Source organism: Ruegeria sp. BG7, from assembly GCF_056535685.1.
Map to the genome: position 1 here is coordinate 3,403,300 of NZ_JBQFIU010000001.1, position 14,953 is coordinate 3,418,252.

At 57.3% G+C, this 14,953-nt stretch carries 13 protein-coding genes; 9 read left to right on the top strand and 4 right to left on the bottom strand.

Translation table 11 applies throughout. The features are described 5' to 3' along the window. Positions 1-41 precede the first annotated feature (41 nt). Positions 42-1,319 carry an MFS transporter gene (locus tag ACR3EH_RS16830; RefSeq protein WP_171090650.1) on the top strand — a complete coding sequence of 426 codons (1,278 nt, stop codon included), beginning with the start codon at positions 42-44 and terminating at the stop codon, positions 1,317-1,319. A gap of 109 nt (positions 1,320-1,428) precedes the next feature. After that, complete coding sequence (locus ACR3EH_RS16835) at positions 1,429-2,004, top strand: DUF924 family protein (protein WP_171090649.1); 576 nt, start codon at positions 1,429-1,431, stop codon at positions 2,002-2,004. 49 nt (positions 2,005-2,053) lie between these two features. On the opposite strand, the gene ACR3EH_RS16840 is transcribed toward ACR3EH_RS16835, so the two are convergent. Beyond that, on the bottom strand, positions 2,054-2,488 hold the full coding sequence (locus ACR3EH_RS16840) for a hypothetical protein (RefSeq protein WP_171185786.1): 435 nt from the start codon (positions 2,486-2,488) through the stop codon (positions 2,054-2,056). 214 nt (positions 2,489-2,702) lie between these two features. Between ACR3EH_RS16840 and lpdA the strand changes: the two genes are divergently transcribed. Continuing rightward, positions 2,703-4,097 carry a dihydrolipoyl dehydrogenase gene (lpdA, locus tag ACR3EH_RS16845; RefSeq protein ID WP_171676104.1) on the top strand — a complete coding sequence of 465 codons (1,395 nt, stop codon included), beginning with the start codon at positions 2,703-2,705 and terminating at the stop codon, positions 4,095-4,097. A gap of 131 nt (positions 4,098-4,228) precedes the next feature. Here lpdA and ACR3EH_RS16850 read toward each other — a convergent pair whose 3' ends face one another. Beyond that, positions 4,229-5,614, bottom strand: coding sequence for a M20/M25/M40 family metallo-hydrolase (locus tag ACR3EH_RS16850; protein WP_171185783.1), 1,386 nt, complete (start codon positions 5,612-5,614; stop codon positions 4,229-4,231). Positions 5,615-5,933: 319 nt separating this feature from the next. On the opposite strand from ACR3EH_RS16850, the gene hemA reads away from it, so the two are divergent. The 4 genes from hemA to ACR3EH_RS16870 all read left to right on the top strand — a co-directional run bounded on the left by hemA (position 5,934) and on the right by ACR3EH_RS16870 (position 10,165). Then, entirely contained in the window at positions 5,934-7,157 is a 1,224-nt protein-coding gene (hemA, locus tag ACR3EH_RS16855; RefSeq protein ID WP_171185781.1) for a 5-aminolevulinate synthase, read from the top strand. A 129-nt stretch (positions 7,158-7,286) separates the two neighbouring features. Then, positions 7,287-8,492, top strand: coding sequence for a helix-turn-helix domain-containing protein (locus tag ACR3EH_RS16860; RefSeq protein WP_171185779.1), 1,206 nt, complete (start codon positions 7,287-7,289; stop codon positions 8,490-8,492). A gap of 71 nt (positions 8,493-8,563) precedes the next feature. Beyond that, positions 8,564-9,685, top strand: coding sequence for a flavodoxin-dependent (E)-4-hydroxy-3-methylbut-2-enyl-diphosphate synthase (ispG, locus tag ACR3EH_RS16865; protein WP_171185778.1), 1,122 nt, complete (start codon positions 8,564-8,566; stop codon positions 9,683-9,685). A 63-nt stretch (positions 9,686-9,748) separates the two neighbouring features. Beyond that, positions 9,749-10,165 (top strand): VOC family protein, encoded by a 417-nt coding sequence (locus ACR3EH_RS16870; protein ID WP_171676102.1) that lies wholly within the window; start codon positions 9,749-9,751, stop codon positions 10,163-10,165. A gap of 127 nt (positions 10,166-10,292) precedes the next feature. On the opposite strand, the gene ACR3EH_RS16875 is transcribed toward ACR3EH_RS16870, so the two are convergent. Continuing rightward, the gene (locus tag ACR3EH_RS16875) at positions 10,293-11,051 is read right to left on the bottom strand and encodes a DsbA family protein (protein ID WP_171676100.1); all 759 of its coding nucleotides are present in this window, start codon (positions 11,049-11,051) and stop codon (positions 10,293-10,295) included. Then, the gene (locus ACR3EH_RS16880) at positions 11,048-12,430 is read right to left on the bottom strand and encodes a M48 family metalloprotease (RefSeq protein WP_171676098.1); all 1,383 of its coding nucleotides are present in this window, start codon (positions 12,428-12,430) and stop codon (positions 11,048-11,050) included. The genes ACR3EH_RS16875 and ACR3EH_RS16880 overlap by 4 nt, the downstream gene beginning before the upstream one ends. On the opposite strand from ACR3EH_RS16880, the gene ACR3EH_RS16885 reads away from it, so the two are divergent. Together ACR3EH_RS16885 and ACR3EH_RS16890 are read left to right on the top strand one after the other, a co-directional pair. Continuing rightward, entirely contained in the window at positions 12,429-13,592 is a 1,164-nt protein-coding gene (locus ACR3EH_RS16885) for a pyridoxal phosphate-dependent aminotransferase (protein WP_171647639.1), read from the top strand. The two genes, ACR3EH_RS16880 and ACR3EH_RS16885, sit on opposite strands and share 2 nt — an antisense overlap. 66 nt (positions 13,593-13,658) lie before the next feature. Then, a complete protein-coding gene (locus tag ACR3EH_RS16890) occupies positions 13,659-14,879 on the top strand; it encodes an N-acetylmuramoyl-L-alanine amidase (protein WP_171185769.1) in 1,221 nt (406 codons plus the stop codon). Positions 14,880-14,953 lie beyond the last annotated feature (74 nt).

Here is a 14,953-nt window from a genome sequence, read left to right on the forward strand (position 1 = left end):
GAACAGCTCGCACTTTAGGTTGGCATCAGTCGGAGACCCCAATGATTCAGGTTCTTTCCAGCGCATGGGCGTTGCTGCTCGGCATGGGGTTGCTGATGGTCGGAAACGGCCTTCAAGGCACGCTTCTGGGTGTCCGGGGCGAAATCGAAGGGTTCTCGACGCTGCAGATGTCATTTGTGATGTCAGCCTATTTTGTCGGTTTCCTCGGTGGCTCTCGTCTTGCACCTGAAATGATCCGACGCGTGGGTCATGTACGGGTTTTTGCGGCGCTGGCGTCTTTCATTTCGGCCGTCATGATTATGTACCCGATGCTCACGGACCCAATCGCTTGGGTTTTGGGGCGGGTGGTGATTGGCTTCTGTTTCTCGGGCGTGTATGTCACCGCAGAAAGCTGGCTGAACAACGCGGCCAATAACGAGAACCGGGGGCAGGCATTGTCCCTGTATATGATTGTTCAGATGTCAGGGATCATTGGTGCGCAAGCCCTGTTCCTGGTCGGTGATCCGGCGGGATATGAGACCTTTGTCATCGCTTCGATCCTGGTATCTGTGTCTTTTGCGCCAATTTTGCTGTCCATTTCACCAACACCGGCCTTTGACACCACCAAGCCCATGACCCTACGCGAATTGATGCAAAAATCGCCGCTGGGCTGTATCGGCTTGTTCCTTTTGGGAGGGGTTTTCTCTGCTCAGTTCGGTATGTCCGCGGTGTACGGGGCGCAGGCGGGGCTGAGCCTTGTTGAAATCTCAACCTTTGTAGCTGCCTTCTACGTTGGTGCGGTTGTGCTTCAATATCCGCTGGGGTGGTTTTCGGATCGCATGGACCGGCGTGTTCTGATCTTTCTGGTCGCAACGGTAGGGGCGGTCGCGGCCCTCGCAGGAATGCTCTACGGGGTGACTTTCGAAATCCTGTTGGTCTCGGCTTTTTTGATCGGCGGTATGTCCAACCCGTTGTATTCATTGTTGATCGCACATACCAACGACTTTCTGGAACACGAAGATATGGCCGCCGCGTCCGGTGGCCTTGTGTTCATCAACGGCTTAGGTGCCGTCGCAGGTCCATTGATCACCGGTTGGCTGATGGACGATGCCGTGTTCGGCCCGCCCGGCTTTTTCCTGATCATTGCTGTGCTGCTGTTCTTCCTTGCGGTGTATTCCGCATATCGGATGACGCAGCGCGCCTCGGTTCCCGTGGACGAAACCGGCACAATGGCGACATTGTATCCAACAGCGTCACCAGTCGCATTCGAAGTTGCGCAAGAGGTTGCGATCGAAGCAGCCGAAGCAGAAGCAGAAGAAAGCGCGCAGGAAACCGCTTAAGACACGAATTTATGTCGAATATGTTGCAATATGTTACTGTAACAGTTCTGTAAAACGGCCTTAAATGACCTTACGTCCCTTTTGCGGGCATAAGACGGAGTTTAAGGCAATGGCAACGCCTGAAGAGGTATTGAGTTTTTGGTTAGATAAAGTTGGTCCGAAAGGCTGGTACATACAGGATGAGGCGCTGGATGCAGAAATCCGCGATCGTTTCCTGTCAACTTGGGAGGCAGCGGTAGAGGGCAAGTTTTCGCTCTGGCTGACATATCCCAGCGGCGCACTGGCTTACATTATTTTGACGGACCAGTTTCCACGTAACATGTTCCGGGGTCAGGCGCGTGCTTTCGCGACAGACCGGGCGGCTTTGGCGGCGGCGAAATGCGCGGTCGACAAAGGCTGGGACAAAAAGATCGACGAACCGGCGCGGCAGTTCTTTTACCTGCCCTTGATGCATTCAGAAAACCTGTGCGATCAGGAGCGCTGTGTGAGGTTGATTTGCGAAAACCTGAGCCGCGACACAAGCAATCTGCTGCATGCGCGGGCGCATCGCGAAGTGATCCGCAAGTTTGGCCGGTTCCCGTATCGAAACGAAGCGCTGTCGCGTAATTCGACCCCCCACGAGGTCGCATATGTCGACATGGGTGGTTACGGCACCACCGTGCGCGAGCTTCAAGCGACCGTTTGACGGCACCCGACGTGTTGGCAGGCCGCGCAGTATTTTGCGCGGCGCAGCCTCATGAACCTGGCTCGCACCCTTTGAAATCCAGTACGCGCTGAGACACGATGTCGGCACCCTTTTCGATGGTTTGAGCAATCAGAACCTGAGGTTCGTCCGACAGGCTGCTCAACCGTTCCTGCGCTGCCTGTAACTTTTGTTCCAAACTGTTCAGGCGGGCCAAGGCTGACCGGAGCTCTTGCGCGGCTGCACTATTCGCCCCAGGATTTTCCAGCGACAAATCGGCCAGGTCTGCACGCAATGCCGCAAGCTCTGTTCTCGTGCCATTCACTTCATCCCGGATAGGGGCAACAGCTTGCACGGTTTGGGAAAACTCTGCTGTGATGCTCTCGACCTTGGACGCAAGTTGCCAGCCCAGAAACAGACACAGCGCCACAAGGATCAATGTGGCGTTGAGCAGAGCAAGCAGCAGGTCTTTAAGGGTTTTTGCCATGATCAGCCTCTTGAATGTCATTTGTTAAGAATTGCTCGAACGGTGTCGGCGGTTCTGTTCTAGCCACAGAGAGAGCTTGGGTATAGGCTGAATCCCGCACATTCAGGCATTGCTTACCCTGCGTCGCTTTTGTCGCGGGGGCGGCCTGTTGATGTGTTTCGGAAAGTAGTTTAATGGTAAACTAATTTCTCAACACCTGCGCCGAGAGGGACACATGGCTGCACAATCTTATGATCTGATCGTAATCGGGGCTGGCCCCGGCGGCTATGTCGCTGCAATCCGCGCAGCTCAGCTGGGTCTGAAAACCGTTGTTGTCGAACGCGAACATCTGGGTGGTATTTGCCTGAACTGGGGCTGCATTCCGACCAAAGCCTTGTTGCGCTCGTCCGAGGTGTTTCACCTGATGGAACGCGCCAACGATTTTGGTTTGAAGGCCGACAAGATTGGCTACGATCTGGATGCGGTGGTTAAAAGGTCACGGGGTGTGGCCGGGCAACTGTCGGGTGGGATTGGCCACCTGTTGAAGAAGAACAAGGTTGCCGTGGTGATGGGCGAAGCCACGATCCCTGCCAAGGGCAAGGTCAGTGTCAAAACCGAAAAAGGTACCGAAGAACTCACAGCCAAGAACATCATTCTGGCCACCGGCGCGCGGGCACGGGAGTTGCCGGGGCTTGAGGCAGACGGCGATCTGGTCTGGACCTACAAACATGCGCTGCAACCGCCACGGATGCCAAAGAAGCTGCTGGTCATTGGGTCTGGCGCAATCGGCATCGAATTCGCCAGCTTCTACAACACGCTGGGCGCAGACACGACCGTGGTCGAGGTGATGGACCGGGTGCTGCCGGTGGAAGATGCCGAGATCAGCGCCTTTGCTAAAAAGGCATTCACCAAGCAAGGCATGACCATCATGGAAAAAGCTATGGTCAAGCAGCTGGACCGGGCCAAGGGCAAGGTAACGGCCCATATCGAGGTCAAGGGCAAGGTCGAGAAACACGAATTCGACACCGTGATCTCGGCTGTTGGCATTGTCGGCAATGTCGAAAACCTTGGGCTTGAAGCTCTGGGGGTCAAGATCGACCGCACACATGTGGTGACGGATGAATTCTGCCGTACCGGTGTCGAAGGCCTGTATGCAATCGGTGACATCGCCGGCGCGCCCTGGTTGGCGCACAAGGCCAGCCACGAAGGTGTAATGGTTGCCGACCTGATCGCGGGCCAACATGCGCACCCGGTTAAACCCGAGAGCATTGCAGGATGTACCTACTGCCAGCCTCAGGTCGCGTCCGTGGGCTACACGGAAGCCAAAGCCAAAGAGCTGGGCTATGACATCAAAGTTGGTCGCTTCCCCTTCATCGGCAACGGCAAGGCGATAGCGTTGGGTGAGCCGGAGGGGTTGATCAAAACCGTCTTTGACGCAAAGACCGGAGAACTTCTGGGTGCGCACATGATCGGCGCAGAAGTCACCGAACTGATTCAGGGATACGTTGTGGGTCGCCAGTTGGAGACCACTGAAGAAGACCTCATGAACACGGTCTTCCCACATCCAACCTTGTCAGAGATGATGCACGAAAGCGTTCTGGACGCTTATGATCGCGTGATCCACATGTAAGGGAAGGGGGCGCTGCCCCCGCCGCGGCAAGCCGCGACTCCCCCGAGGTATTTATAGCCAGATGAAGCAGGGGATCCGTACTTCATCTGGCCCAAAATACCTCGGAGCGCGAGGCAGAGCCTCGCAAAAAACTACTTGTTCAAAGCATCCAGAATTCGGGCCCACGAGCGGATGCCCTTATGGAAACTTTTGACGTCATATTTCTCATTCGGAGAATGGATGGCATCATCTTCGTTTGCATAGCCAACCAGCATCGAATCGAGCCCCAGCACGGTGTTGAAATACCCGACGACCGGGATGGACCCGCCCATGCCTGTAAACACAGCCTCGCGCTCCCATTCATCGGAAAGGGCTGCGCGCGCGGCTTCGAATTCCGGTCGGTTGATGTTCATGACGGAAGCAGGAGAGCCTTCGGAGTCATTATCCCAAACGACTTTAGCATCTGGAGACAGGCGTTCCTCGACGTGTTTGCGGATCTTCCTGCGCAACGCATCGGGGTTCATATCGCCCACAAGGCGGCAGGTAATTTTACAATGGGCTTCCGACGGGATCACGGTTTTCGAACCAGCGCCATTATAGCCGCCCCATAGGCCGTTCACCTCTAGTGTTGGACGTGCCCATTGCTGTTCAAGTGTCGAATACCCCTTTTCACCATGCGGTTGGGTATAACCGACCGAGTTCAGATAATCTGCTTCGTCGAAACCGCAGTTTTGCCACTGGCGAAGCTGGTCTTCGGGTACTTCGTGCACGCCCTCATAAAACCCTTCGATCGCGACGCGCCCGGTTTCGTCATCGTAGAACGAAGAGACGATCTTGGACAATTCCCGCAGCGGGTTCAGGCCGGGGCCACCATAGTGGCCGGAATGCAGATCGATCCGGGGACCTATGATTGTGAACTCGTCCTTCAGCATGCCGCGCAATTGGGCGGCAATCGAGGGAACGCCGCGTGACACCATCGAGGTGTCGCAAACAAGTGCCAAATCTGCTTTAAGCTCGGCCGCATTTTCCTTGAGGAAAGGAACCAGAGAGGGCGAGCCGGATTCTTCCTCGCCTTCGAAGAAAAAGGTGATGCGACAGGGCATGGACCCATGGACGGCCTTCCAGGCCCGGCAGGCTTCGACAAAGGTCATCAATTGTCCTTTGTCGTCAGATGCGCCGCGCCCGCGGATCACCGGACCATGTGCTGTTTCTTCAATCGCGGGATCGAAAGGATCGCGGGTCCAGAGGTTCAAAGGGTCGACTGGCTGAACATCGTAGTGACCGTAGAACAGAATATGCGGGGCGTCTGTGTCCTCTCCCACATGACCGACAACCATAGGGTGGCCGGGAGTTTCCCGCTTTTCAGCAGCAATCCCGATACTGCGGAGGTCATCGACTAGCCAATCTGCGGCGCGGCTTACCTCGTCCTTGAATGCGGGATCGGTTGAAATGGACTGGATTCGCAGCAATTCCATCAGACGGTCGATCGACGTTTGCAGATCATCGTCAATCCGGTTCAGCACGGTGTCTAGCGACATAGGGGGCTCCTGCTTTTCTAGTTTGGGCGAACCCTAGCAGCGTCAACGGCGCCGTCCAGAGCGGTTGTGTCGAAAAGTTAAAGTCTACTCAGCACACTGACTTGACGGCGCCTGCGTCGTTTCCACGCGTTCGATGGCCGTAACTTTACTTGTCGTAGGGGGCGCAACCTTTTATTTGATGCAAATCAAAGTTGGGTTCACCTGTTCGGCTGTAACCAGCTAAACTAAGGAACGCAAAGCCGCTGAAGCAGGTTACACTGTTTAAGGCGGCAGACTATTAGCCCAAGGGAAACCAATTTGGGCGCTCAAGGAGGGTCCGTTGGACTATACTGCTCAGCTCGATTCAGCGATCGCAAGGCTGCACGACGAAGGACGCTACCGGACCTTCATCGACATCGAACGTCGCAACGGACATTTCCCTCATGCGGTACGCACGCGTCCGGATGGGTCGCAGCAGAACATCACCGTATGGTGCGGCAATGATTACTTGGGCATGGGCCAGCACCCTGTTGTTCTGAATGCCATGCACGAGGCTGTGGACGCCGCAGGTGCAGGATCTGGCGGGACGCGCAACATCTCTGGCACCACGGTCTACCATAAAAGGCTTGAGGCCGAGCTGGCCGATCTGCACGGCAAAGAAGCCGCGCTGCTGTTCACAAGCGCTTATATTGCCAATGACGCAACGCTCAGCACTCTGCCCAAGCTGTTTCCTGGTCTGATCATTTATTCCGACGCGCTGAATCATGCATCGATGATTGAAGGTGTGCGCCGCAATGGTGGCGCCAAGCGGATCTTCCGGCACAACGACTTGGCGCATCTGCGTGAGTTGCTTGAAGCAGACGATCCTGCCGCGCCTAAGCTGATTGCGTTTGAGTCGGTCTATTCGATGGACGGCGATTTTGGTCCGATTGAAGAAATCTGCGATCTGGCAGATGAATTCGGCGCTCTGACCTATATCGACGAAGTTCACGCGGTTGGGATGTACGGCCCGCGTGGTGGCGGCGTGACCGAGCGGGACCGTCTGGCCCATCGGATCGACATTATCAATGGCACGCTCGCCAAAGCATATGGCGTTATGGGGGGCTATATCGCCGCCAGCGCCAAGATGTGTGACGCTGTGCGCTCTTACGCGCCGGGTTTCATTTTCACCACTTCGTTGCCGCCTGCTGTCGCTGCGGGCGCCGCCGCTTCGGTCGCGCATCTGAAAACCGCGCAAGAGCTGCGTGACCAGCATCAGACCCAGGCCAAGATCCTCAAGCTGCGACTGAAAGGTATGGGTCTGCCTTTGATTGATCATGGCAGCCACATTGTGCCCGTGATCGTTGGTAACCCTGTGCACACCAAAAAGCTCAGCGATATGTTGCTGGATGATTATGGCATTTACGTGCAGCCCATCAATTTCCCGACTGTCCCGCGCGGCACCGAAAGGCTACGGTTTACCCCGTCTCCGGTGCATGGACCCGACGAAATGAACCGTTTGGTGCAGGCGATGGACGAACTTTGGTCACATTGTGCGCTAAATCGCGCCGAACTTGCCGGTTAACCTCACGCCAAAGTGTGCAACGTGATTGCCGCGTGTTAAGCTTAGGTTAACAAAATTGGCAGACGAATCATTGTGGGGATGATTCGCCGCTAACGCGAAATACGCGACAGGCAGAATGGGGCAGCAGGGATGATTGGGCGCAGATCTCAGCGCGAGTCCGAAGAAGATGTAGACGTCAGGCCAAAAGGGTTTGACGATTACGAGATTCGTTTAGGCGACAAGATGCGCGGTGAACGCGCAACGATGGGCAAATCTCTTCTGGATGTTCAACGCGAGCTGCGGATCAAAGCCAACTACATCGCCGCAATCGAAAACGCCGATCCTGATGCATTTGATACACCCGGCTTCATAGCCGGGTATGTGCGTTCTTATGCACGTTATCTGGGCATGAACCCGGATGAGACTTTTGCGACCTTCTGTCAGGAAAGCGGGTTTGAAGTCGCGCACGGCATGTCGGCCGAAGCATCGGTTGTCCGCAAACCCACGGGTGGTCTTCCGGCACGTGGTCCGATGGGACGCGATCCGTTCATCTCGCCCAACACGCCCTTCATTCCGGGCAAGGAACCTCTGGTCAGCCAGATTGAGCCTCGGGCCATCGGGTCTTCGCTGGTCTTGTTGGCGGTCATTGGCGGCATCGGCTACGGCGGCTGGGCCGTTCTGAACAAAATCCAGCAGGTGCAAGTCAACCCGGTAGAACAAGCCCCCGTCGTTTTGTCAGATTTGGACCCGCTGGATGCAGCGCGCAGCACAGTTTCGGACGGTCCTGTCGAGACGGCAAGCGCCGAAGCACTCGACCGTCTTTATCGTCCGCAGGCTTTGGACGTTCCGGTTCTGGTGGCGCGTGATGCGCCTATTTCAACGCTTGATCCGCGTGAGGTCGGAACGTTCCGTCCGCCCGAGCTGCCGCAGTTCGAAGTGGCAGATGTACACACAGTTGAACGTCCTGCATTGCCACAGGTGGTCGAGCAGATCGACACAACGCTAAAGATCGTGGCCGTGGACCCGGCTTGGATGCGCGTGACTGCGGCTGACGGCAGCATCATCTTTGAAGGCACTTTGGGCACGGTTGAGCAGGGCAGCGTTTTTGAGGTGCCCCTGACAGAAGAACCACCGCAGTTGCGGGCCGGGGCGTCTGGGTCGGTTTACTTCTCAATGAACGGTGAGCATTACGGCCCGGCCGGGGCACCAGGTACGGTTGCCAAAGGTGTCGTCCTGTCGAAAGATGCCGTGTCCGAGACTTATGCCGTTGCCGATCTTGAGGCCGAGCAGAACAGCGCGCTCAAGCAACTGGTGGCTGAACTGCAGACCGAGGCGACAGAAGCGCCCGCCGAGTGATCTAGCCATTGCGGTGACCCCGTTGCCGAACTATCTACAGTCGCAACTCTGGCAGACGCGGATCCGTCCTTATGTCCCTCAATCACGTACGCCCCTGGCGCGACATCTATCGCCGTAAATCCCGTCAAATCATGGTTGGCAACGTCCCGGTTGGCGGCGACGCGCCCATCGCGGTGCAAACCATGACCAACACGCTGACCACCGATGTGGCAGCGACCGTGGCGCAGGTTCAGGCCGCAGCCGAAGCGGGCGCCGATATTGTACGTGTTTCGGTCCCGGATGAGGCATCGTCCAAAGCGCTGAAAGAAATCGTACGCGAAAGCCCCGTGCCGATTGTGGCAGATATTCACTTTCATTACCGCCGTGGCATCGAAGCAGCCGAGGCAGGGGCGGCTTGCCTTCGTATCAATCCCGGCAACATTGGCGATGAAACTCGTGTGAAGGAAGTGATCCAAGCTGCGCGCGACCACAATTGTTCGATCCGCATTGGCGTGAACGCGGGGTCTTTGGAAAAGCACCTGCTTGAGAAATACGGCGAACCATGCCCCGAGGCGATGGTGGAAAGCGGGTTGGAACATATCCGTATCCTGCAAGACAACGACTTTCACGAATTCAAGATCAGCGTGAAGGCCAGCGATGTCTTCCTGTCTGCCGCCGCTTATCAGGGCATTGCCGAGGCCACAGACGCTCCTATCCACCTCGGTATCACCGAGGCTGGTGGGCTGGTCAGCGGCACCATCAAATCGGCCATCGGTCTGGGCAACCTGCTGTGGATGGGAATCGGCGACACGATCCGCGTCAGCTTGTCCGCAGACCCGGTGGAAGAGGTCAAAGTTGGCTTTGAAATCCTGAAATCTCTGGGTCTTCGCCATCGCGGTGTGAACATCATTTCGTGCCCGTCCTGCGCCCGGCAGGGATTTGACGTGATCAAAACCGTGGAACAGCTTGAGCACAGGCTAGAGCACATCAAGACGCCGATGAGCCTTTCGATCATCGGCTGTGTCGTGAACGGTCCGGGCGAGGCTTTGATGACCGACGTTGGCTTTACCGGCGGCGGGGCAGGGTCCGGCATGGTCTATCTGGCGGGCAAGGCCAGCCACAAGATGTCCAACGATCAGATGATTGATCACATCGTGGAGCAGGTCGAAAAAAAAGCGGTTGAACTGGACGCGCAGGCCGAAGCGGCAGAGTAACGGCGCTTTCAATAGAAGCTTTCCACGCGTCGCAAATGGCAAGTCTGCAAAAGGGGGCTAGGAATGATCTCCTATATCACCGTTGGCGTAAACGACATCGCACGCGCCGAGCAGTTTTACTCTGCTTTCCTGCCGTCCTTGGGGTATGAACTGGAGAGGTATCATGGCGACTTGAGCTATGCCTTGCCGGTCCAGCCAGGCCAGTCCGTTGCCTTGCCAGAATTTTATGTGAAATCCCCGTTCGACGGGCAACCAGCCTCAGCCGGTAATGGTACGATGGTTGCGTTTGAGGCACGAAATCAAAAGCAGGTTCGTGATCTTCACGCGGCAGCGATTGCCGCCGGTGGGGCGGATGAAGGCCAGCCAGGCTTTCGGGACGCATACGGTGCGCATTTCTATGTTGGATACCTTCGCGACCCTCAAGGCAACAAGATCGCGTTGTTTTCCAGCAATCCAGGTGAACCTGGACGAGACGGATAGATCAGACGTTATCGAAGTTCTTAAGGTGAGAGGCTTCGAGATCTAGCAGGGTCTTCGTGAATTTTGTTCTACGTCGCACGCGCACAGGAAACGAAATTGGGGCGGGCCAAGCCGCCCCATCCCTTGTTTACCCGCGCTCAGCCCGAACACCATCCGCGATCTGTTTCATCTGATCGGCAGGCAGGAAGCCACGCAGCATTTCTGTGCCCAGAACAAAGGAAGGCGTACCCGAGATTTGCATCCGCTGCGCCAGCGCTCGGGTGCGGGTGATTTCATCCGTCACGCTGTCGCTGTCCATCGCGGCGATGATCGCATCGCTGTCCAGGCCCAATCCGTCCGAGATGCGGCGTAAAGAGATTTCATTTGGCTCGCCGGTGAACTCCAGCAGCGCGTCGTGGACCTGTTTGTAAGCGTCGTCTCCGGCCACCTGCTTGGTCGCAACCGCAAAGCGCGAGGACAAGACAGAGGCATCACCCAGAATGGGAAGCTCTTTGATGACAAGGCGGATATTACCGTCTTCGGCCAACAGGCTGGCAACTTCGGGTACGGCACGTCGGCAATAGCCACAGCGGTAGTCCATGAATTCGACCAGAGTGATGTCACCGTCCGGGTTGCCGCCCACCCAGCTATAGCCGTCGTTGAAAAGCTCGTCTTCGTTGGCCGCGATCAGTTCCTTGTCAGCCAGCGCTTCGGCTGCGGCGTTGCGCTGTTCCAGGATGTTGATCGCTTCGATAATGACTTCGGGGTTTTCCAGCAGGTATTCGCGTACCTGCGCGCCAAACTCAACCTTTTCGGCTTCGCTCATTGCGTTCAGGTCCAGCGCCTGCGCCGAGGTCGCCGCCATGGAAAGCCCCAGAAGGGCGGGTGCAGCATGTCTGAGGATCATTTCCGTTTCCTTTTGTTTCTCTTGAATCGTTCGGATGCAATCAGCATGTCTTGTGCCCTTTGCCAACCCGGTGAACCTTCGGGCAGTCGCGCCACGGCGCGTTTTGCGTGAATTCCGGCATCTTCCAGCCGCCCTTGCAGCGCATACCGCTCGGCTGTCACGGTCGACGCCATGCCGTTGTTGCCCACTTTTGCATATGCAACGCCCAGATCCCGCATCAAACGCGCGTTGCGAAAATCGCGCGCACGCGCTTGTTCCAGGGCAGTAAGGGCCTGTTTGGTCTTGCCTTGCGCCAGTAAAGCCCGCCCGTAACCTGCAAGGATCAGGGCATTGTTTGGGGCCATTTCAACGGCATTTGCATAAGCTTCAACAGCTTCGCTTACCTGCCTGTTTTCCAACAAAATTTGCCCCTTCAGATCATAGTAAAACGGATCATCCGGACGGATAGCCAACGCTTCATCAATTGCGGCACGGGCTTGGGAGAGGTTGCGGTTTTGATGATGGGCCGAGGCTTCGCGCATCAGGCGAATGTCCCGATCGGTCTCTTCCTTGGCGCGTCGCAAGGTCCAGTTGGGCGATCGCAAAAACGCCGAGAGTTTGCCTTTGACGCGGGCAAACCAATAGTCGGCGGTTGGATTCGGAACGGCCTTGTCTCCAAATTCGTCCAGAAAAGCTTCGGCTGCGCGCAGGCGTTCGCGGCTGGTGGGGTGCGACCGCATATAGGGATCCTGATTGGCTACGCTCAGCAACTCCTGACCTGCGAATTTCCTGTGCAGTTCCACCATGCCGCTGGGTGAGATCCGCGCCCACCGAAGGTAGCTGGCGGCACTGCGGTCCGCCGAAGCTTCTTCAGCGCGGGTATGGCCCAGAAAACTGCGAAGGGCTGCGCCCCGCGTGCCGGCGGCGATGCCAATAGCAGCTTCTCCGCCGCCCGCTGCAGCCGCAAGCAGAGCCAAGGCTGTGCCAAGGCCCGCATTACGCTGAGCAGCTTTGAGGTTTTCGGCCCGGCGCGCCAGGTGGCCATTCGCGATATGAGCGGCTTCATGTGCGATGACGGCCTGCAACATTTCCGGGTTCTCTACGCTTAGAATCAGACCGTAGTTCACGTAGATGGCATTGTAGTCGATGACAAAAGCGTTGAACGTGTTGTCGTTGACGACCAGGATCTGAACGCGGTTTGTGTTCAACCCCGCTGCGCGCAGCACGGGAAAGGCCAGTTCACGCAGCCCATACTCGATATCGGGATCGCGGATCAGGCTTTGCGCATGGGTTTGCGCCACTGCCGCCAGCCAGACAACAGCTGCAAGCATCAGAGCCGGGATTGACGCCAGCCTGGATACGCGTTCAAAAGCCATGGCTGCAACATGGGAGATGGGCATGAGAAACTCAACCCGGTCCGGGGTCGATCCGTTTATTGTGATGGACGTGATGGAGGCCGCGCGCAAAGCGGAAGAGGCCGGACGCCATATCATCCACATGGAAGTCGGCCAGCCAGGAACAGGAGCACCAAAAGGGGCCACGCAAGCTTTGGCCAGTGCCATGGAGGAAACCCCTTTGGGCTATACAGTGTCCTTGGGTCTGCCTGCGCTGCGCCAGCGGATCGCGCAGCTTTACGGGCAATGGTACGATGTTGACCTGAACCCCGAGAGGGTGGTGGTCACACCCGGATCTTCTGGCGGGTTTCTGCTTGCGTTTACGGCGCTTTTTGACAGCGGGGATCGGGTGGGTATCGGCGCGCCCGGTTATCCGTCATACCGCCAGATCCTCAAGGCGTTGGGTCTGGTGCCCGTCGATCTGCCCACTGCCGCTGAAAACAGGTTGCAGCCTGTCGCCGATGACATTCGAGGTATGGACCTGAGGGGGCTGATGGTGGCCTCGCCCGCAAACCCAACCGGCACGATGCTGGATCACGCGGCCATGGGGGCGCTTATTGACGCAGCGCAGGGGCAAGGGGCGTCGTTCATAAGTGACGAAATCTATCACGGGCTGGAATACGAAGCCAAAGCTGTCACCGCACTGGAGCTGACGGATGAGTGCTATGTGATCAACTCATTCTCCAAATATTTCTCGATGACCGGCTGGCGCGTCGGATGGATGGTCGTTCCCGAGGATCAGGTGCGCGTGGTCGAGCGGATTGCCCAGAACATGTTCATTTGCGCGCCCCATGCCAGCCAGGTCGCGGCACTGGCGGCAATGGATTGCGAAGACGAATTGCAGGCCAATCTGGACGTGTACCGCCGTAACCGCGCGTTGATGCTGGACGGTCTGCCCAAGGCCGGGTTCACAAACATAGCCCCGCCCGACGGTGCGTTTTATGTTTATGCTGACGTGTCTGACCTGACCAATGACAGCCGTGCCTTCGCGGCCGAGATTCTTGAAAAGGCGGGCGTTGCGGTAACTCCGGGTCTCGACTTCGATCCCCAGCGCGGTCACACGACCCTGCGTTTCTCTTACGCAAGGGCCACGGCGGATATCGAAGACGGTCTTGAGCGTTTGCGCCTGTTCATGGCCGCGCGTGGCGCGATCAGGGAACAGGCCTGAACCGTTCACAAAACGCAGCTTGTGGTATAGGCTGCCGTCCAAACGATCTCGGGAAAACTTGAGGCTATGAGCAGGATCTTCTTTTGCATCGCCCTGATATGGGCGCTGGCCAGCGGTGCGATGGCGCAGGATTTCAGCGCGCTGGCGCGTGTCCAGCCAGACCAAAGCCGCATTACGGACGTCGGGCGTACTGGGGTGCAGGTGAATATCGGTCTCAGCCAAGGGGTGCCGTACCGGATCTTCACCTTGCAGGACCCGTATCGGATGGTTCTGGACTTTAACGAGGTCGACTGGACGGGTTTGAAGTCGCAGGACTTCCTGCAATCAGATCGCATAAGCGGTGTTCAGTTCGGAGCTTATGTTCCTGGCTGGTCACGTCTGGTGCTGGAGCTAGGCGCACCCATGGCGGTTGATACAGCGCAATTGTCAGTTGCCGAGGATTCGGGTGCTGCCGTGTTGTCCCTGAACCTCAAGGGCACGGATTTCGACACGTTCAACGCAACCGCAGGTGCGCCGCGCAATCCGGGCTGGGACCTGCCGGAACCCGCCAACCTGCCGCAAGCGGAACCACGCAGCGCCGACCGGCCCCTGCGTGTCATGCTGGATCCGGGTCATGGCGGAATTGATCCGGGTGCCGAAGTCGGCGATGTGAATGAGAAGACGATGATGCTGACTTTCGCGCGTGAGCTGCGGGAAGTTCTTTTGCGTTCAGGCAGATACGAGGTGGTCCTGACGCGGGTTGAGGATCAGTTCGTGTCGCTTGAGCGTCGGATTGCCTTGGCCCATCGGGCGGGTGCGGACCTGTTCATTTCGCTGCACGCTGATTCCCTGTCCGAGGGGCAGGCTCATGGCGCGGCGGTCTATACTTTGTCCGATGATGCCTCGGATGTGGCAAGTTCAAAACTGGCCGAGCGACACGACCGGGGGGATTTGCTGTCGGGTGTTGATCTCAGCGGCTCGGACGATCAGGTGGCCGATGTTCTGCTGGATCTGGCGCGGCAGGAAACCAAGCCGCGCACACGGTCGCTGGCTTCGGCGATTGCCAACGGCATGGCGCAGCAAGGTGGCCCAATGAACCGCAAACCGCTGCGCACGGCGTCTTTTTCCGTGCTCAAGGCGGCGGATATCCCTTCTGTTCTGGTCGAGCTTGGGTTCTTGTCCAGTCCCAGAGACCTGAAAAACCTCAAGGATCCGGAATGGCGATCGAAAATGGCTCTGGGTATTTATCAGGGGCTTGAGGACTGGCGACAGCAGGATGTGATCCGTAAATCCCTGATTGGCCAGTGACCTTGCGGCGCAAACCGGCTAGAATACGCTTGGTGTTTTGACCCTCAGGCGGCGCATCACTATATAGACGGCAC

What these genes read in the sequence shown, in the direction of transcription:
- lpdA (WP_171676104.1), top strand. Translation starts at nt 2,703, where the DNA reads ATGGCTGCACAATCTTATGATCTGATCGTAATCGGGGCTGGCCCCGGC.
- ACR3EH_RS16890 (WP_171185769.1), top strand. Translation starts at nt 13,659, where the DNA reads ATGAGCAGGATCTTCTTTTGCATCGCCCTGATATGGGCGCTGGCCAGC.
- ispG (WP_171185778.1), top strand. Translation starts at nt 8,564, where the DNA reads ATGTCCCTCAATCACGTACGCCCCTGGCGCGACATCTATCGCCGTAAA.
- ACR3EH_RS16840 (WP_171185786.1), bottom strand. Translation starts at nt 2,488, where the DNA reads ATGGCAAAAACCCTTAAAGACCTGCTGCTTGCTCTGCTCAACGCCACA.
- ACR3EH_RS16885 (WP_171647639.1), top strand. Translation starts at nt 12,429, where the DNA reads ATGAGAAACTCAACCCGGTCCGGGGTCGATCCGTTTATTGTGATGGAC.
- ACR3EH_RS16875 (WP_171676100.1), bottom strand. Translation starts at nt 11,051, where the DNA reads ATGATCCTCAGACATGCTGCACCCGCCCTTCTGGGGCTTTCCATGGCG.
- ACR3EH_RS16880 (WP_171676098.1), bottom strand. Translation starts at nt 12,430, where the DNA reads ATGCCCATCTCCCATGTTGCAGCCATGGCTTTTGAACGCGTATCCAGG.
- ACR3EH_RS16850 (WP_171185783.1), bottom strand. Translation starts at nt 5,614, where the DNA reads ATGTCGCTAGACACCGTGCTGAACCGGATTGACGATGATCTGCAAACG.
- ACR3EH_RS16830 (WP_171090650.1), top strand. Translation starts at nt 42, where the DNA reads ATGATTCAGGTTCTTTCCAGCGCATGGGCGTTGCTGCTCGGCATGGGG.
- ACR3EH_RS16870 (WP_171676102.1), top strand. Translation starts at nt 9,749, where the DNA reads ATGATCTCCTATATCACCGTTGGCGTAAACGACATCGCACGCGCCGAG.
- ACR3EH_RS16860 (WP_171185779.1), top strand. Translation starts at nt 7,287, where the DNA reads ATGATTGGGCGCAGATCTCAGCGCGAGTCCGAAGAAGATGTAGACGTC.
- ACR3EH_RS16835 (WP_171090649.1), top strand. Translation starts at nt 1,429, where the DNA reads ATGGCAACGCCTGAAGAGGTATTGAGTTTTTGGTTAGATAAAGTTGGT.